At 61.0% G+C, this 17,387-nt stretch carries 13 protein-coding genes and 3 pseudogenes; 13 read left to right on the top strand and 3 right to left on the bottom strand.

The genetic code is table 11. The annotated features are described in order from the left end of the window. On the top strand, nucleotides 1-373 hold a 373-nt coding region (locus QTH97_RS35820), incomplete at its 5' end, for a hypothetical protein (protein WP_286573461.1). Between the two features lie 401 nt (nucleotides 374-774). Here the strand turns inward: QTH97_RS35820 and QTH97_RS35815 are convergent. After that, on the bottom strand, nucleotides 775-1,410 hold the full coding sequence (locus QTH97_RS35815) for a reverse transcriptase domain-containing protein (protein ID WP_286573460.1): 636 nt from the start codon (nucleotides 1,408-1,410) through the stop codon (nucleotides 775-777). 88 nt (nucleotides 1,411-1,498) lie between these two features. Here QTH97_RS35815 and tnpA point away from each other — a divergent pair, with 88 nt between their 5' ends. The 3 genes and pseudogenes from tnpA to tnpC all read left to right on the top strand — a co-directional run bounded on the left by tnpA (nucleotide 1,499) and on the right by tnpC (nucleotide 3,945). Continuing rightward, complete coding sequence (gene tnpA, locus QTH97_RS35810; RefSeq protein ID WP_286573458.1) at nucleotides 1,499-1,939, top strand: IS66-like element accessory protein TnpA; 441 nt, start codon at nucleotides 1,499-1,501, stop codon at nucleotides 1,937-1,939. Next, complete coding sequence (tnpB, locus tag QTH97_RS35805; RefSeq protein WP_286573456.1) at nucleotides 1,915-2,265, top strand: IS66 family insertion sequence element accessory protein TnpB; 351 nt, start codon at nucleotides 1,915-1,917, stop codon at nucleotides 2,263-2,265. The genes tnpA and tnpB overlap by 25 nt, the downstream gene beginning before the upstream one ends. A 79-nt stretch (nucleotides 2,266-2,344) precedes the next feature. Continuing rightward, nucleotides 2,345-3,945 (top strand): annotated as a pseudogene (tnpC, locus tag QTH97_RS35800) (IS66 family transposase). Nucleotides 3,946-3,952: 7 nt separating this feature from the next. On the opposite strand, the gene QTH97_RS35795 reads toward tnpC, so the two are convergent. After that, complete coding sequence (locus QTH97_RS35795; RefSeq protein ID WP_286573454.1) at nucleotides 3,953-4,534, bottom strand: reverse transcriptase domain-containing protein; 582 nt, start codon at nucleotides 4,532-4,534, stop codon at nucleotides 3,953-3,955. 810 nt (nucleotides 4,535-5,344) lie between these two features. Here QTH97_RS35795 and QTH97_RS35790 point away from each other — a divergent pair. Then, nucleotides 5,345-5,779, top strand: a pseudogene (locus QTH97_RS35790) (transposase); the annotation flags it as partial. Nucleotides 5,780-6,194: 415 nt separating this feature from the next. Here the strand turns inward: QTH97_RS35790 and QTH97_RS35785 are convergent. Continuing rightward, entirely contained in the window at nucleotides 6,195-7,211 is a 1,017-nt protein-coding gene (locus QTH97_RS35785; RefSeq protein ID WP_286573452.1) for an IS110 family RNA-guided transposase, read from the bottom strand. A gap of 191 nt (nucleotides 7,212-7,402) precedes the next feature. On the opposite strand from QTH97_RS35785, the gene QTH97_RS35780 reads away from it, so the two are divergent. From QTH97_RS35780 to QTH97_RS35745, 8 genes and pseudogenes are all read left to right on the top strand, one after another. Then, nucleotides 7,403-8,077, top strand: a complete 675-nt coding sequence (locus tag QTH97_RS35780) for a helix-turn-helix domain-containing protein (protein ID WP_286573450.1) — start codon at nucleotides 7,403-7,405, stop codon at nucleotides 8,075-8,077. A gap of 8 nt (nucleotides 8,078-8,085) precedes the next feature. Beyond that, a pseudogene (locus QTH97_RS35775) lies at nucleotides 8,086-8,892 on the top strand (IS256 family transposase); the annotation flags it as partial. Between the two features lie 1,447 nt (nucleotides 8,893-10,339). Beyond that, on the top strand, nucleotides 10,340-11,149 hold the full coding sequence (locus tag QTH97_RS35770) for a PDDEXK family nuclease (RefSeq protein WP_286573448.1): 810 nt from the start codon (nucleotides 10,340-10,342) through the stop codon (nucleotides 11,147-11,149). A 9-nt stretch (nucleotides 11,150-11,158) separates the two neighbouring features. Next, entirely contained in the window at nucleotides 11,159-11,809 is a 651-nt protein-coding gene (locus QTH97_RS35765; protein ID WP_286573447.1) for a hypothetical protein, read from the top strand. Nucleotides 11,810-11,851: 42 nt separating this feature from the next. Further along, nucleotides 11,852-12,865 carry an IS30 family transposase gene (locus tag QTH97_RS35760; protein ID WP_444813518.1) on the top strand — a complete coding sequence of 338 codons (1,014 nt, stop codon included), beginning with the start codon at nucleotides 11,852-11,854 and terminating at the stop codon, nucleotides 12,863-12,865. A gap of 133 nt (nucleotides 12,866-12,998) precedes the next feature. Beyond that, nucleotides 12,999-14,636: a TnsB C-terminal domain-containing protein gene (locus tag QTH97_RS35755; protein ID WP_286573445.1), complete on the top strand. Its 1,638-nt coding sequence runs from the start codon at nucleotides 12,999-13,001 to the stop codon at nucleotides 14,634-14,636. A gap of 141 nt (nucleotides 14,637-14,777) precedes the next feature. Beyond that, nucleotides 14,778-15,965, top strand: a complete 1,188-nt coding sequence (locus tag QTH97_RS35750; RefSeq protein ID WP_286573444.1) for a TniQ family protein — start codon at nucleotides 14,778-14,780, stop codon at nucleotides 15,963-15,965. Between the two features lie 51 nt (nucleotides 15,966-16,016). After that, nucleotides 16,017-17,387, top strand: a complete 1,371-nt coding sequence (locus tag QTH97_RS35745) for an ATP-binding protein (protein ID WP_286573442.1) — start codon at nucleotides 16,017-16,019, stop codon at nucleotides 17,385-17,387.

Here is a 17,387-nt window from a genome sequence, read left to right as displayed (position 1 = left end):
CAGCAACCCTCAAATCATCTCTTCCTACAATCCAATCCCACGCAACTCGGCATCGATCGCTCAAAACGGTCACGTTCCCGAAATCGTCGGTCACCATCGCCGAAATACGCAAAGTCCACTTCTGAGCGGCTTGAGCGCCGTCGGGACCGCCCCAGCGAGGCTGGTTTCTATGGGGCTGCAGGAAGCGCAGCTCGGGTGTATTGGCCCAGCAGTAGGCAGCTCGGTTTGCCTCTCGAACAATCCGATCGCCGGCTCCGAGCGCCGGCCGGTGGTTCAGCAGTTCCAGGCGATGACGATCACATCTCGCGTGCGTTGGTGCGAGGGGCCTGCTGGACTACACCGGATCAGCAAAAATGCATCGCTGTATCGATAACGAGACTTATCCAAATAGCGGGGCTTCTGAGGCAGACTGCCTCCCATGACCGTTAGCGCATTGCCAATGCGATCAGGTCAGTACTACGCCCTCGTCCGGTGCGCCTGCCTCACCATTCCTGCGCGCTCGGTGATATTTGCGGGCACCACTAGACTTGCTCGAACTCGTACAGACCTCGGCGGTTCACGACTGCACCGGGGGAAGCACAGCGCCTTTGCTAGATGTAATGGTCCCTCTTCGGGCACCGCATGTCCAGGCCGCCGTGCACTGCGCCCGCCCTGGATCCAAACACACCAGCGGCGGCTGGGTTGATGGTCGAGTAGCTAGGCCATTCGGCTTCGCCCTCACAGATCCGAGCATGCGGCTTTCCCGCACTCGGCTCTTCCCGAAGGTCGGACGCGTCATATGCGTTGCTGTGCCCAAGAACGAGTGATCCGCACTGGAGGCAGAGGGTAGCGCGCTGTCACTGCGTCAAACCAGGCCCATCCTGCCGCTCGCGATCGCTGGCTGCGTCGTCGCAAGCAGGTAAACCAGATCCGTCGCAGCGCCTGCCGGAAGCCGGCCAGCGCTCGCCAGTTGTGCGGCATACCGTAGTACGCACAATGGCCGCGCAACACGCTGACGTACCAGCGATGCTGGTCAGCCAGGGGTTCGTGCATGCGGCGCCATGCGTCACTGCGCAGCTCGTTCAGCTTGCGAGTCAGACGTTTGCTCTGCGTTTTGTGCTTCACGATGAATCGCCCGTCCCGTGTCCACCCACAGTAGTGCGTGAAGCCAAGGAAGGCGAACGTACGGGGTCTTGGTAGACCGGCCCTGGCGCGATCGAGCGCCGTCAGGCGCCCGAACGCGATCAACCGTGTCTTTTCCTCGTGCAGCGCAAGGCCGAACTGGTTCAGTCTGACCTTCAATGCGGCCACCATCCTCTGTGCGTCGGCTTTGCTCTCGAATCCCATCACGAAGTCATCGGCGTACCGCACGATGCTGACGCGGCCGCGCGCGTGGCGCCGCCGCCATTGATGGACCCAGAGGTCAAGCACGTAGGTATGCGGTCAATGAACCGCGTCCTTGAGTCACAGGCGGAGAGCTGACAGCCTACGTTCCCACGTAAACGAACGCGGGAACGTAATGACGGACGATCTGGAAGATCTCAAGCGCCGACTGGTGGTGGGTCACAAGCGCGACGGGCGCAGTGTGTACGACGAGAAGGCGAAGTCTGAGCTTGTGGCGTTGTGCCTGCGGCCTGGCGCCTCGGTGTCGCGCCTGGCGCGCGAGTGTGGAGTCAATGCCAATCAAGTTGGACGCTGGCTGCGAGAGCACGGTCACGGGCGGCGCCATGCGCCTGTTGCCAGTACTGTGCCCGCGCCAGCTACGTTCGTGGCAGTGCCGGTGTTGCCGACACCCGCGACGCCGTTCGATCCGGATGGCAACGCATTTGCCGGGGTGAGTTTGCAAGCGCGCTTGCCCAATGGCGTGGCGGTCGATTTGCGCGACGTCGATCCACGGCACATTGGCGAAGTGATCGAAGCGCTCGGGAGGCTGCGGTGTTCCGCTTCGACGAAGGGCTGAAGGTGTACTTGCACCGCGACCCTGTGGACTTCCGGCTCAATATCAACGGCCTGGCGGCGCTGGTGCAGCAGGCGCTCGGGTTGGACCCGTTCGCTGCGTGCGTGTACGTGTTCAGCAACCGTCGGCGCAATCGGGTGAAGGTGCTGGGCTGGGACCGCAACGGGTTCTGGCTGCTGCTCAAACGATTGGAAGAGGACCGATTCATCTGGCCGAGCGAGACGGATGTGCCGACGTTGACTGTGGAGCAGTTGCACTGGCTGCTTGAAGGCATCGACATCGGTATCGTGCAGCGGCATCCTCAGCGCGTGTATGAACGGGTAGGCTGAGAGCGCCCGTTGTGGCGATGCGCCATTGCTGCATATCCGCATGGCGTCACGTCGTGTGGCCGCGGACAATACACGGCAGATGGTCGACACGCCCACGCTCGAACAGTTCGCCGCCCTCCAGCAGGCATTGGCCGATGCGTTGAAGCGCAACGATTCGTTGGTGGGCGAACTGCGCGTGACGCGCACCGAGCGCGACCTGTTCAAGGAGCAGTTGAACAAGTTCAAGCGGCAGTTGTTCGCTGCCAGCAGTGAGGCCGCGAGCCAGCACCAGAAGGACATGTTCTTCAACGAGGCGGAGAGCCTTGGGGCGCAGGCCGAGCCGGCAGCCGAAGAGAGCGCCGACGATAAGATCGACGTGCCGGGTCACAAGCGTGCCAAGCGCGGACGCAAGCCGCTCGATCCGGCGCTGCCGCGCGAGGTTATGCGGCACGAATTGCCCGAGGATGAGCGTGTGTGCCCCCACGACGGCGCAACCTTGCGCGAGATCGGCGTGGAGGCCAGCGAGCAGTTGGACATCATCCCGCAGCAGGTGCGCGTGATCCGCCACGAGCGCGTGAAGTACGCGTGCCCGTGCTGCGACGGTGGAATGCGCCTGGCCCCGCGCCCCGCGCAGGTGATTCCCAAGGGGCTGTTCACCGAGAGCGCGCTGGCCTGGATCGCCACGTCGAAGTACCTCGACGGGCTGCCGCTGTACAGGCAGGCGGCGCTGCTGGGGCGCTTCGGCGGCACCGACATCTCGCGCAACACGGTGGCCGGCAGCATCGTGCGCCTGGGGCAACTGGTTCAGCCGGTGGTGAACCTGCTGCGCGACGAACTGCTGGACGCACCGCTGGTGTTCGGCGACGAGACCGAGTTGCAGGTGCTCAAGGAGCCCGGGCGCAGCGCGCAGGCCAAGAGCTATATCTGGGCACAGATGACCGATGGTTGCGGCAAGGACGGAACGGGGCCACCGATCCGGCTGTTCACCTACTCGCCCAGCCGCTCGACGAAGACGGCGATGGCGCTGTACGCCGGAATCCGCCCAGGGGCGGTTCTGATGACCGACGGTTACGAGGTCTACGACACGGTGGCCGAGATGCACAGTCTCGTGCACTTGGGGTGCTGGACCCATTGCCGACGTTACTTCCACGAAGCGCTGCAGGCGTTGCCCAAGGATCAGCGCGGGCCGGATCAATTGGCCGCGCGGTTCATCGCGCTGATCGGCAAGCTGTATGAAGTGGAAGCACAGGCCAGGCGCGACGGCGCGGATGTGAACGAGCTCGGGCAGCGCCCCGCCAGCAGGGCAGCATGCGCGTACTGGCCGACATCGAGGCCCTGTTGCTCGCCAACTTGCATGCTGTGCTTCCCAAGAGCCTGCTGGGCCAAGCACTGCATTACCTCGCGTCGCAGTGGAGCAAGCTCAAGCGTTATGTCGAGGATGGTCGCTACAGCATCGACAACAACGCGCAGGAAAACGCCATCCGGCCCTTCTGCGTCGGGCGACGAAACTGGCTGTTCGCCGACACGGTGGCTGGCGCCAACGCCAGCGCGAATCTGTACTCGCTGCTGCAGACCTGCCAGGTCAACGGCATCGACGGCTACCGTTATCTTCGCGCGCTGTTCATCGCGTTGCCCAAGGCCCAGACCGCCGACGACTACGCCGCGCTGCTGCCCTGGCGCATTGATCTCACCCCCGCCTGAGCGGCTCCTACCCAACCATCGCCGAAGTGAGAAGGGCGTAGTTCATCGACCGCTTACGCACGTAGTGCAAGAAGACGTTGGCCAGCAGCGGACTGATGCCTGCGCCTTGAGGCGTGCCCCTTTGCGTTTCATGCAGCTCGTTGCTCTCGAGGACGCCGGCCTCCAGCCACATCCTGATCAATCTCAGAATGCGCGGATCGGCAATCCTGTGTGCCACCATCCGCATCAACCACTCGTGGTCAACCGAGTCGAAGAAGCTGCGGATGTCAGCGTCGAACACCCAGTTCACGCGCTGGCTCATCAGGGCGGTGTGCAGTGCTGCCAGCGCCCGATGCGGGCTTCGTCCCGGCCGGAAGCCGTAGGAGAAGCCCAGGAAGTCGGCCTCGTAGACCGCGCTCAGCACCTCGGCCACCGCGCCTTGGACGATCTTGTCTTCCAAGGTCGGCACGCCGAGGGGGCGTCGACCACCGTCGGCCTTGGGAATGTGGACACGCCGCACCGGGCTGGGCCGGTACCGTCCGGTGTGGATGCGCCGGTGCAGGTCCTGCAGGTTTGCTGCAAGGTCCTGTTCGTAGGCATCCACGGTCATCCCGTCGACTCCCGCCGCTGCTCTCCGGTGCTGTCGATCAAACGCTCTCCCGAGCGCCTCCAGATCGATATGGTGAAGCAGCGCGGTGAACCGCGTCCGGGCAGCGCTTCGCGCCGCCGCGTTCACCCGCTCAAGTCGTCTCTGCAAGGGATCCCGGCTCTGTGTCCGGCCTTGGTCCGACTCGCACGGATGGCCTTCGGGCTCGCCCCTTCCCTCCACGCGTCTCGTTTCCTTCGACGGTCTCATAGGTACTATGAACGAGTCCGACTCCCGACCTCAGCTCGAAGCTCGACTCCGGCGTTGCCTTGTCGATCTCCCCCATCGCGGACCAGCGCGACGGACCCGGTCGGGCCTCTCATGTTCCAACGCTTGCCTTCTGTACGTGAGGTGGCCTTCGACCCCGGCGGAGCGACGATCTCTCGCATGGCGAGATCGCTCATTCTGTCTTCGCAAAACGGGAACATGCTCGACCTCCGCAAACATCCACCTTTCGAGGCTCAATCCCACACCCCGTACAGCCCCTGTCTACACTTCAAACGTCGCGTTACCGCGACGCCCGCAAGACTCGGTCCCGGCCTGCCCGCTACGGCTTTGGCCGAATGGGACTTGCACCCACAAGCAATCGTTAGCTTTGCATGACGTACTCCCAGCAAGTGGTGTAAGTCTTCCTTCACTCACTGCGCGGCAAGGCGCGTAGGGCGTAGCCCGAAGCGGCTTGCCGCGCAGCGACCGCTCTCTTCGGGGGGGCCATCGTGAAGACCGGATAAGTTTGAGGTGCGACCCACCAAACTTGTCTTGAAGGAAATCACGATGACCAACCCAACTATGGCATTGGCCGAGCTCGCTGAGAAGGGAGCCGATGTCGACGTCCTGCGCCAGATGGTGCAGTTCATGGCCCAACGCCTCATGGAACTCGATGTCGAAGGACGCTGTGGCGCCGCCTACGATGAGAAGAATCCCGAGCGCCTCAACAGCCGCAATGGCTACCGGGAGCGCACCTGGGACACCCGAGCCGGCAGTGTCGAGCTGAAGATTCCCAGGTTGCGCCAGGGCAGCTACTTCCCCGAGTTCCTCGAGCCTCGGCGCACCGCAGAGAAGGCGCTCACGGCCGTCATCCAGGAGGCCTACGTGCAAGGCATCTCCACCCGTTCGGTGGACGACTTGGTCAAGTCGCTTGGCATGAGCGGCGTCTCCAAGAGCCACCCATTAGCCCCTCGTGTCAATAGGGACGAGCACATTTCTGCGAGATCTCGCCCGTTTCTTCCCCCCTTCCTTCCAAAGCTTGTGTTCCCAGCCGCGCAGAATTCGACACGCACTTGGTTCTCGAACGGTGGTCACGCCGTAGCGCACCAGTCACCCATCAGGATCAAGGCCTGCGCGCCTTGCGGTGCTCGGCCCCTGGCTGCATTGGCAGCCCCAGAAAACCCTCTGTTCCCCACCGTGTCCAAGCCTTGCAGCCAGGCGAGCCGGCTGCACAGATCTGTGGCTTCACCGAATGGTGATCCAGCTCCTTGTGGCTCACGGTACGGGCGCAACGAACTTATCGAGTTGGGGGGATCGACGTCGGTGTGCAATCAGGTCGATGGTTCTGCCAGCTTTTGTACGACATCGTCGACGCCGTCCCATTGATCATTTCAGCTCGCATCTTTCGAGCGCCGCCTCATCCGAAGGCTTTCGCAACGTCGAATGGTTGTCCATGCTTGATCACGTGATAGCAGGCCCGTGCTAGCTTGTGCGCCACGGCCTTGATTGCGACGACGCTCAAGCTACTGGCGCATTTCTTCTGGTACCAGCGTTTGATGGTGGCGTCGAAGCGCACCGCAAAATGCGCCGCCTCGATGAAGGCCCAGGCGAGAAACTTGTTGCCGCACTTGGCGTTGCCTTCTCCCTTTTTCTTGCCATTCGATTCGCGACGGCTGTCGACCATTCGAGCGTAGGAGGCGAAGTTGCCGGGGCCGGCAAAGCGGTCAATGTCTCCGGTCTCCAGCGCAATGGTCAGCGCCAGAATGTCGCCGACGCCGCTGACAGTCTTAAGCGCCTTGAAGTCTTCGCGAGGCTTGAGTTTGGCCAGGATACTCCGCTCGAGCTGTTGAATCTGCTCGTCGATGCAATCCATCACCGCCAGGTTTGCCTTCAAGGCCTGCTTCTGTTCCTCAAGCAGTTCCATGGCATCGACATCCTTTGGCTCCATGCGCTTGATCGAGTCGCCTCTCATTCGCGCGCCGAGGTTGCGCGCAATCAGGTTGTGCATGCTCAGGATCTGGGTAGTGCGGTCTCGCACGAGCTGGGTGCGCTTGCGTAGCAGGTCGCGTACGGCGCGCTGCTCGCGAGGGTAGATGTGACCCACCGGCAGGATGCCCAGACGCAGCAGGTGAGCGAGGTGGCGCGCATCGCTGAAATCGCCTCCGTGCTTGAGCCCGTCGTACTGCTTTACCGCAGAGGTGTTGACCAGGTGCACGGTAAAGCCGGCATCCTGCAGCCCGTCGACCAGCCAGTACCAGTTGTAGGTGGACTCCACCGCCACTCCGTGCAACGTACCCGGGCAAGAGCGAAGAGCGGCCACGATCGCACTGAGATCATTGGGCAGGCGCTCGGCGAAGATCGTTCGATCCTGCGCATCGATCACCATCAAGACGCTGTTGTTCGAATGCAAGTCAATCGCTGCATACAGTTCCATGTTGATCTCCTTCGTTGGCGCTCCAAGATAAGCCGATGAATCGCTCGCGAGCAAGCACCCACCCCTAGCCGCGGGCGAGTGGCTGACTGACCATTGAACGGTCTCAGGCTAGTGTCGTGAGTTAGAAGTTCGTTGAACTATCTTTGAGCCGATGAATCGGTCGTGTATTGTGGCCACACGACGAGGCGGCGATGAGCGGACGACCCAAGACCCAACTGGTGTTGACTGAGACGGAGCGGCAGGAACTGGTGGCTCTGACGCTGCGACGCAAGACGGCGCAAGCCCTGGCACTGCGCGCGCGCATCGTGTTGGCCTGTGCGGACGGGCAGGACAACAAGGTCGTCGCAGCGCGCCAGCGCGTAGCCCAGCAGACGGTGTGCAAGTGGCGAGCGCGGTTCGTCGAGTACCGACTTGACGGGCTGCTCGACGCGCCGCGTTCGGGTGCACCACGAACCATCGACGATGCGCGCGTCGATGCGGTCATCGCCAAGACGCTGGAGTCGGTTCCCGAGGGCGCCACGCACTGGAGCACCCGGACCATGGCGCACGAAGCGGGCTTGTGCTACGGCACGCACAAGACGCCATCCATCAAGAACTGGCTCGCCAGGCATCCGCGTTTTCATGTGCACTTCACGCCCACCTCGGCATCGTGGCTGAACCAGGTGGAACGCTGGTTCGCGACGCTGACGCAGCGCTGCATCCGCCGCGGCACGCATCGCTCCACGCGACAACTCGAGCAGGCCATCAGGCAGTACCTTGACGTCCACAACGCAAAACCGAAGCCCTTCGTTTGGTCCAAGACCGCCGAGGACATCCTCGCTAGCGTCGAGAGGTTTTGTTTGCGAACTTCTAACTCACGACACTAGATGTTTATCAGGTCAGCCGGTTGTGCGGGGAGCTCGACGAGCGCGTCAACGCCTTCCTTGGAAGGCAGATCGAGGGCGACTGGCCCTACCTGTGGATCGATGCCACCTACGTGAAGACGCGCGAAGCCGGGCGCATCGTGAGCGTGGCCGTCATAGTGGCTGTCGGCGTGAACACCGACGGCCAGCGCGAGGTGCTGGGCCTGAAGGTCGGGGCCTCCGAGGCCGAGCCGTTCTGGACCGAGTTCCTGCGCAGCCTGAATCGCCGGGGTCTGCGCGGCGTGAAGCTCGTGATCAGCGATAGCCATGAGGGCATCAAGGCGGCCGCCGCGAAGGTGCTGAAGGCCACCTGGCAGCGTTGCAGGGTCCATTTCATGCGCAATGCCCTGGCCCACGCCGGCAAGACGCAGCGGCGCATGGTCTCGGCTGCCATCGGCACGGTGTTCGTACAGGACTCGGCCGATGCAGCGCGGGCGCAATGGCGATCGGTCGCCGACCAGCTCCGCGACAGGTTCCCAAAGCTCGGCACCCTGATGGACGACGCGGAGAACGACGTGCTGGCCTTCATGACCTTCCCGCGAGCGCACTGGACGCAGATCTACAGCACGAATCCTCTGGAGCGGCTGAACGCCGAGATCAAGCGACGCACGAACGTCGTGGGCATCTTCCCCAACGACGCCTCGATCACGCGGCTCGTCGGCGCGATGATTCTCGAGCAGAACGACGAGTGGTCGCTCAACCGGCGCTACATGCAGTTGGAGGGCCTGCAGACCCTCAGCGATACTGCACCTACTCGGCTGTCCGCAGTGGCACGCTGAGTACCGTGCATCTCAGCCCTGTCCGGGCTGAAGACTTACACCATGCGCTGGGACGTGACCGCGGCTGGCGCGCGATCTGTGCGCGGCTGGGCGACTCCCTAAGGGCCTGGGCCGACTTGGCAGACTGCCTCTCACTGCCAAAAAAGGATGTGGTCTGAATTGCTCGGTACAAAGCCTGAACGTTGTAACGGGCGCGGCAACGTCATTGGATCAAAGTGAAACATTTGTAACACCGCCAGTGGCCGTTCCATGTCGATCGAGCCTGCACGCCCTAACACAGGGAGAGGTGAAAATTTGCTGGGGCTGGACCCACAACCAACGTCCCTGACAAGGGAGTTTCGCGAGACGCCATCGAACGAAGGATGCGCAAATTTGTTTCAGTATACCTAGCCAGCAACCCTACCTAGGTATACGGAATGACTTGACACACGTATCTTTTGATCGGTTGACGGCCCACGCCCGAGGCCGCAGCCTTGGCCGTATGACCTTTTTTGCGGTGACACCGACGGCCTTCGATACGCACCAGTGCTTGGTGAGTGCCCCGAGGCACTCGCGCGCTTCGCAAATGATCACCGGAGCCGCGCAGGAACCATCCCTCAGATCCGTCCAGGGCGATGGAGACACCCATTTATTGTCTAGAGGCACTCACCAGCTAGTTTGCGTGCCGCTCGTCACTCACGGACGAATTTGCGCGCTCGGCCCTACGCAAACACGTGAGCTACCTACAGTTCACGTCGCGTTCGCATGGCGGAGGCCCCAAATTCGTCCCCGATTTCGGTGGTCCATCACAGCTGCCAGAGGTACCGCATCATGAAGCATCGCCAACCGCTCCCCCTCATCGCCCATGGTGTCGAAGTGCTTGACGGTCGCTCGACACTCGTAACCGATCCGGCAGGGCGCCAGGAACTAATCGTCGCCAGCGGGGCTCCTCGGTGCCCACCCTGCACAACTACGCTCGGGCGGCAACAGCGCGCACCCGTGTCGATGTTCCTGGATCGCGAACCGAATTGCCGCGAAGGAGAGCGCCATAGCGAGTCAGCCTACCAAGCCGCACAGCAAGCGGTGAAGCGATCAACGCACTCCTTCACATGCGCATTATGTGCACGCGGGGAAGTCCACGAAATCGATGCGACGCAAGTCGGCCTATGGCTGGCATGCACCGACGGCCGCGCCGTTCGGTGAATGTCTCCGGACAGTCGGCGTATCCGCAACACGGCGTGCCGCTACAACCTCCAAGCATTGCGCGACAAAAGTGCGATCTTCGTACGCCTCTGGTGCCGCCAGTTGCCCACGCAAGCGGCATTCCCTTTTTCCGTGGGAACTTCACGGTCGGGCTACCGAGACGACGCTGACATAGTGGCCGCCACAGAGTTTCGTAGGTGGCGCCCACTGCAGCGCCTCCACAGATTCATCGCACATCCCTTCATGACCAAAGCGGAGAAGACCCATGGGTACCGGACCAAAGAAGTGGACAGAAGATGTGCTGGAGTATCGCCACTCCATCGGTCACGGTGTTGGCGAGGGCAAGAACTACTGGCCCTATTTCTTCGTGCAGGAATTCTCGTCGCGAGGCACCCAGACTCGCATTCCGGACCTGCTGGTCGGCCGCACCATTCACACCCACTCCTACATCGAGCTTGGCATGCACAAGTGGCACGAGTTCAACGGATACGCCGACTATCAAGAGAACTTCCCCGTAGAGCGCGAGATCACCCGCGCTATCGCACAACAGTTGGGAGTGCGACACCCGACGTATCCCAAAACGAGGACTGACAAGGTCCTCACGATCGATGCCGTCGTCACCCCTGCAGCACACATGCACATCAAAAGGTGCGGTTGGGATGCCAAGGAGGAGGAGGCTCTCGACGATCCGGAGGTTCAGGTGGAGCTATCCATTAAACGGGAAGCGTGCCGGCTCATGGGAATGGACTACGACCTCTTCACTTGGCAAACAGTGAGCCGAACAATCGTCAACAACATTGATCTTCTACGTGGGGCACTTCCACACGACGGAGAGGTCTCCGAAGATCTCCGAACGCTGACAGCGAACAAGCCGCGCATGCTCAAGGCGCTCGATGAGGCCACCGTCGTCATGTCGATCACCGACTTCTGCGAAGCTTATGACAAACATCACTCGCTGCCAGAAGGGACCGGACTGCGCGTGTACTACAACCTTGCCTACGAGAAGAGGGTGGCCGTCAAGCTTGATGTCGAGTTCTTCGAGTTGCAGCACATCCCGCACAACGATCGCCGATGAGCGGTGCCCATGACCGCGTCTGAGAATCACCACTTCGTCTTCCTCGGCATGAACGATCTCGTAAAGATCGATGAGTCCCTGTGGCGCGTACTGCACATCGAGCAAATCGACGATGGCGATGACAAAGCCGATGAAGAGTCTTGCGGTGCTTATCTACTCAGCATGGAATGCAAGAAGCCTCTGCCGGAATGGCGCAGCTTCGCGTTCCTTGACAAGGCCGCTGGCGAGCACCGACTTGAGCTAGCTGCGCTGGAGCCTGCAAATCGGCCCACTCAAACTTTGGATTCGGATAGACGTTTAGGAAAGGTGCGATGGACGCGCATCGAAGAGCTGGTGGCCCCCCACAACACTCCGAGAATCTTCATCTCAAAGGGAAGAGGCAAGTGGCTGAAAGATCACGCGAAAGTGCATGGCACCACCGACAACACCCTTCTGGCGGATCTACGGCAGTATTGGAAGGGTGGCCAGACCGAGGAAGCACTGCTGGGTGGCTACTTCAAATGCGGCACCGTCAAGCCCGAACACGCGCTGACCAAAGAGATCGACACCGGTCATCGCAAGACTCACGTCATCTTCAAGCTGTCAGACAAGGGAATAGCGGGAAGGAAGCCGAAGAACAACCGCTACAAGAAGTTCAATCCTCGGCGGCCTCAAGTCTGAAGTGCAACACCTCTTCAAGTAAGGTGTTCCATGCAAAACCGAATCAGCTATCAGCAACTGCAGCCCGAGGACCGAATGACCATCGCGAGCATGCGTCAGCAAGATTGCAGCGTGCGGGCCATGGCCCGCACGCTGCGACGCTCGGCTTCGACCATCAGCCGTGAGCTCGGACGCAATACCGTGGGGGCACAAGCCTACGGTTCCCATCTCGCCCAGCAGGCCTGCGTGGCGCGTCAGTGCGCCTCACGCCCCGCGGCCAAACTCGATGTCCGCGGCGTCGCCTGGCGAGTTGTCCTGACGATGCTCAACTGGAAGTGGTCGCCTCAGCAGATTGCCGCTACCCTGAAGCGCACCTTCCCCAACGAGCCTGCACGCTACGTGTCTCACGAAACCATCTACACCGCGATCTACGCCCTGCCCAGGGGCGAGCTGCGCCGCCAGCTCATCGCCTGCCTGCGCCAGGGCCATGGCACGCGCCTGCCGCGCACGCGGGGCAATGACCGGCGCGGCCAGATCCCCGAGATGGTCAGCATCCACGTCCGCCCGCCCGAGATCGAGGACCGCGTGATGCCCGGCCACTGGGAAGGCGACTTCATCAAGGGGGCGGGCAACAAGTCCTCCGTGGGTGTGCTGGTGGAGCGCTCCAGCCGCTTGGTGCTGCTCGCTCGTATGGAAGATGCCACCGCCGTCTCGGCGCTTGCAGGCTTCACCGTCAAGCTCAATTCGATTGCGGCACCGATGCGCCACAGCTTCACCTATGACCAGGGCAAGGAGATGAGTCGTCACCAGCAGCTCGCCCTCAACACCGGCGTGCGCGTCTACTTCTGCGACCCACACAGCCCATGGCAGCGGGGCACCTGTGAGAACACCAACGGCCTCCTGCGTCAGTACCTGCCCAAGGGCACCGATCTGAGCGTCTACAGTCAGGAAGATCTGGATGCCATCGCCGACAGCCTCAACTCCAGGCCTCGTGCCACTCATGGCTTCAACACCCCGCTGGCCGTCTTCTCTCACATGCTGGCGATGGCTCAGCAGGCCCCTTCCTCAGTTCAATAACTCAACTGTTGCACTTCGCTCTTGAAACCGCCCTCCAAAAGAAGTTCTCAAGCGCATCATCGACGAAGCCGTCAAGCACTACGGGGCCGACGAAATACGCTCCATCGCTGCGACAGTAACCCACATCAACAAGATGTTCTTCGCAGCGCGAGACAAAAATGGCCAGTGCATCGAAGAGCCTGATGGTCGTTTGAGACTGTTGCCCCTCGGGCAGAGACTGACCACGGCCCAGATTGGCCGCGCAATCAAGAAAGTATTGCCGCCGGCTATTGAGTACAAGAAACGAGTGGGGGAAGCCGACTTCTCCAACAACCACTCACCGGCGTCAGGCTCCTCGCACGACGATGCGCGAGGCCCTGGGGACGTCTTTGAGATCGACGCGACGCAAATCGACCTTTGGCTGGTAGCCAGGGACAACCGCGCCACAATCATCGGTAAGGCCACCCTGTACTTGGTGATCGATCGGCACTCGCGACTAATCGTCGGCTTTTTCCTAACGCTGGACAACCCAAGTTGGGAGGGTGCAAAGCAGGCAGTCCTCAGCATCTGCGGCGATTGGGAAGCATTGTGCAGGCGCTTCGACGTGCCATACGACAAGCAACACTGGCCGGCCGCGGGCGCAATGCCAAAGCGCTTCTTTGCCGATCGTGGAGAGCTTCTGACCTGGGAAAGCGATTTGCTTTGCGACGGCTTGCGCATTCCTGTGACCAATGCGCCTAGCCGACTGTCGCGCCGCAAATGCATCGTGGAGTCCGGTTTTCATACCATCCAGGTTCCGCTGAAGGATAGCGCCGCAGGCTATGAGCCGCCCTCCAATGCTCGCAAGCGTCGAGGAAAAAAATACGAAAAAGATGCCAGCCTCACCCTTGAAGAACTCGGCGTAATTCTCCTAAGGATTGTCAAGGCACACAACCTCAGACCCCTCTCCAGCTATCCGAAGACGCCCGCACAGATCCTTGCACACCAGCACCCCGTTCCGGCCGATCTCTATCGCGAAGGCATTCGGCGGCGCACGGGGTATCGGGCGCACTTCGAACAAGGGTACTTGCTGCGCAAACTCCTACCAACCGGTGATGCCAGCGTGCACCAGGACGGCATCCACTTCGCCGACCTCCGGTATGAGTTCGATGATCCGAAGTTCGATGACTGGGCGAGCCTCGCGAGTCTCCACGGTGCCCAACCTATCAAAGTCCGCTTTACCAGGATGCTCTGCGACGAGATCGCAGTCCTCGATCCGGATGGAGTTCATGAGTACGTTGGCACCTTGGTGAGCGCGTGCGCAAGTTTCAAGGGGCTGAGCTTTGCCGAGGTGGAAATTATTGGAAAGCACGAAGAGGAGATAGGCTTTGAGGCCGATCACCTAAGCGAGGAGTTCCGCGCAGGCTTGGATGACAGTATTTCGACCATCAGCGCACAGGCACGTACCGCCACGAAGGCATCGACGACTGGCATGAAACTCGGGACGCGGTTCCGGAACGCCGATGCCGTCCGGGCCGAGGAGGCCGCCCAGCGGCGCCAGGACGTCCACGGCGGAATCGTGGCTGCCTCGGTGGCCCATGCAATGGGCAACACGCCTCCTTCGCCTCGCACGCAAGTGGGAATCCGCGTATCGGACGAGGCTCCGAACTCACCCAAACCGTTGGCGACCCCAACTACAGTGCCGCCGGCTCCTCCGCCTGAGACGGGATCTGCACTGCCTTCAATCGTGGATCCAGAGGTAGTCAAAGAGTTCATGCAGCGCCTGGGAATCGGCCACAACCCTCCACGATGACGCCCTACCCTCCCGTCCATCTGTTGTGTCCAATCGGACGCGCGACCGCAAGGAAAAAATGGATTGCGGCGGACCACCGCCCGAGCTCCAAGTCTTCGACGCAACTCGCTCAGTTGCCTATCGGGTCCGCGTGAAGCGTTCATGAAGTATCTACTGCAGCGGCCCCACTCCGATGAGCTCACGACGAGTGCATTGCTCCGAACTTGCCGACGCTTCCAGATTCGCATCAGCTCCCTCATGAAGACGCTCCTCGGGCGCAAATGGTCGCCCGGTCTCCTGCAGTTCTCGTACGTACCTGCGGTAGCCCAAGCGATGCTGCTGAATCCAGAAGATGTCTTGAGGTTCCATTCGGTGTTCAGCTATTGCACTGCATTTTTCTCAGCTGAACAACTTGAACGAACCAAATTGGCGGTGATTGGCTTGCGCTCTTCTGTTGGACTAGGTGCGGTCGTCCAATCAGTAACGCAATACACGCCGTACCGCCGCTTCTGTCCTGACTGTGCTCGCGAGGAGTTCCTTCGGACCGGGGAGAGCTTTTGGCATCTTTCGCACCATCTTCCCGGCGTCCTCATGTGCATACCTCACGGGAGGCTACTTTCCGAGACCGATCTTGCTACTGCTACAGGCACGCTGGCGCTGATCGACGCGCTCCCGCACGAGCTTCCGCACGCGCCAAGCCTGCGGCGCACCACGCCGTTTACTCGAGCGCTGACCGAACAATCCCTTCTTATCATTCAGTCGGAATCGCCTCTAGACGGATCCGCCAGCAACTATCGCCTCCGTTTCGCGGAATCCGGACTGATCTCAGGTGCACGTCCGATTTCTGAGTCGCGGCTCATTCGCTGGGCGCAGGACCGCGCAGGCAATCTGGAAAACATCGGACTGAGTGCCAAGGATCTCGACTGGTGGTGGCTCCCCCTCATGATCCGGCCCCGTCCGGCTGCTGTGGCCCCTGCCTTCAAGCACGCAATCTTGCGGGCCTTATTGGCACTCAGTGGGTCTGACGGAAGCAAACTCGATTACATCCCGAGCGGTCCACCACCCTCTGACCTTCGCGAGCGGGATCACGCATTCGCAGTAGCGCTTCGGGATCTCCGACTCGGTTCTAGTCAAGCCGGTAGGGAAATCGGTGTACAGGGCGCCTTGCAGACGATCGGTGCCTGGAACAGCTTTCGGCATATGCGTTCCCGATATCCAGAGCTGGCCGATGAAGCTCGTCTTCTGCGTTCTCCTTCGGCAAGAGGGAAGCCGGTCGCTGGAGCGACATTGCATCCTCATTTCAAACGCAGTGGGCCTCGTAAGCCGAAGATAGCCGCAGCCGCGAATTAACTTCGCAGAGCGCGATCGACCAACTCCCTCTTTCGATTTAGGAGAGTCCGAATGCCCTTGTCCTCCAAACATGCTCAAGTTTCAAATTCGGACGCTGATGACGACCGCAAAATGCATCAAGCACAGTATCGGAATGTCCTCGAGCCACGCTATAAGAAAAACCTGCTGATCGCCGCACTTCCTCCCCTCCCTAGCGACGCGGAACTCGCCACGGCGCTCGAAGTACGAGTAGAAGCCGCCGAACTAGAGCGCTCATACTCCAAGGAGCGGCGGCTTTCGCTGGCACACGCAGTTGAAGATCTCGTCGTGCCACTTCCCCGTCTCGTTCGACTTGCCAGGGCGATGTTCATACTGCTACACGAGGGTTATCGGCATCGCGCCCCTGATTCGCCAGGAGCGGCAGAGGCGCTTCGGAAGTCGTGCGAGCTACAGGCGAGCTGCGACTTTGGGCCCAATGGGCCGGCGCCGCGTGCTCAGCAAAACTCAATGGCCTTAATCGGAGCCAGCGGATGCGGCAAATCATTCGGCCTGCAGCACATCATGAGGCTCATCTTGCCCAAGATCTGGCACGAGAGCTTAGGCAAGTGGCAGATACCGTACTTGTACATCGAAATGTCCTTCGACGGAGACAGCATCCATTCGCTCGCCTCCTCCATCTTCGAGGAACTCGACTACTACCTTCCAGGCGAGAACTACACCGATCAATTCATGAAGCGCGAGAGGCTCAATGCGCTTCAGCGGCTGGCTGTGGCTCTCAACATCGCACGCGAGCACAATGTCGGCACCATCGTGGTCGACGAGGCCAACTATGAAAGGGATCCCGCTCAGAAGATCGCGCGGTTCAGGAAGGAAGCGGCAGCACACAGGTCGCCTCGCCAGGCGAAGGAACTCCATGCCGAGACGCCACTGAGTCGTTTGCTGGTCACTGCATCAAACAGGAGCCGTATTCCTCTTATCTTCTCTGGGACCCTCGAGATGCTGCGCAAGGTGAGTCCTCGATTCAGTCAGGGTCGCCGAATGTCGGGGAGAGGTTCATCGGTGTGGCACCCCCTATCCTTGGTTGCCGAACCCGGGATGCCGATTTCGGAGTACGAGATGCTTCACCATGCGCTCGGGAAGTGCCAATGGAACAAGAAGCTGCTGAACATCGACGGAAACAGCGTCGCAATGTTTCATGAGTATGACCAAGGCATTCCGGACATCGCCGTGAAGCTCTGGGCGAGCGTGCAGGAGGCTTCCATAGCCAGTGGCTTGGAGGAGATCACTCGTCCCCTAGTCAAGGCCACCTTCGAGCGAGAGTTCGTCATGACTCAATACTGTTCGATTAGAGTAATGACGCCTACAATTGCTTCCGTGGCAACTCGATGGCGGACGGGATATGGCACGGACGAAGGCGGTGTTGGGCGAGGGAGCCAGGCTTAG

This window comes from Variovorax gracilis (assembly GCF_030317115.1).
Taxonomy (GTDB): domain Bacteria; phylum Pseudomonadota; class Gammaproteobacteria; order Burkholderiales; family Burkholderiaceae_C; genus Variovorax; species Variovorax gracilis.
This window is presented reverse-complemented; position numbering and strand designations above follow the sequence as displayed.

Excerpts from the sequence above, each read along its gene's own strand:
- tnpA (WP_286573458.1), top strand. The coding sequence starts at position 1,499 with ATGACGGACGATCTGGAAGATCTCAAGCGCCGACTGGTGGTGGGTCAC.
- QTH97_RS35795 (WP_286573454.1), bottom strand. The coding sequence starts at position 4,534 with ATGACCGTGGATGCCTACGAACAGGACCTTGCAGCAAACCTGCAGGAC.
- QTH97_RS35785 (WP_286573452.1), bottom strand. The coding sequence starts at position 7,211 with ATGGAACTGTATGCAGCGATTGACTTGCATTCGAACAACAGCGTCTTG.
- QTH97_RS35780 (WP_286573450.1), top strand. The coding sequence starts at position 7,403 with ATGAGCGGACGACCCAAGACCCAACTGGTGTTGACTGAGACGGAGCGG.
- QTH97_RS35770 (WP_286573448.1), top strand. The coding sequence starts at position 10,340 with ATGGGTACCGGACCAAAGAAGTGGACAGAAGATGTGCTGGAGTATCGC.
- QTH97_RS35765 (WP_286573447.1), top strand. The coding sequence starts at position 11,159 with ATGACCGCGTCTGAGAATCACCACTTCGTCTTCCTCGGCATGAACGAT.
- QTH97_RS35755 (WP_286573445.1), top strand. The coding sequence starts at position 12,999 with ATGTTCTTCGCAGCGCGAGACAAAAATGGCCAGTGCATCGAAGAGCCT.
- QTH97_RS35750 (WP_286573444.1), top strand. The coding sequence starts at position 14,778 with ATGAAGTATCTACTGCAGCGGCCCCACTCCGATGAGCTCACGACGAGT.
- QTH97_RS35745 (WP_286573442.1), top strand. The coding sequence starts at position 16,017 with ATGCCCTTGTCCTCCAAACATGCTCAAGTTTCAAATTCGGACGCTGAT.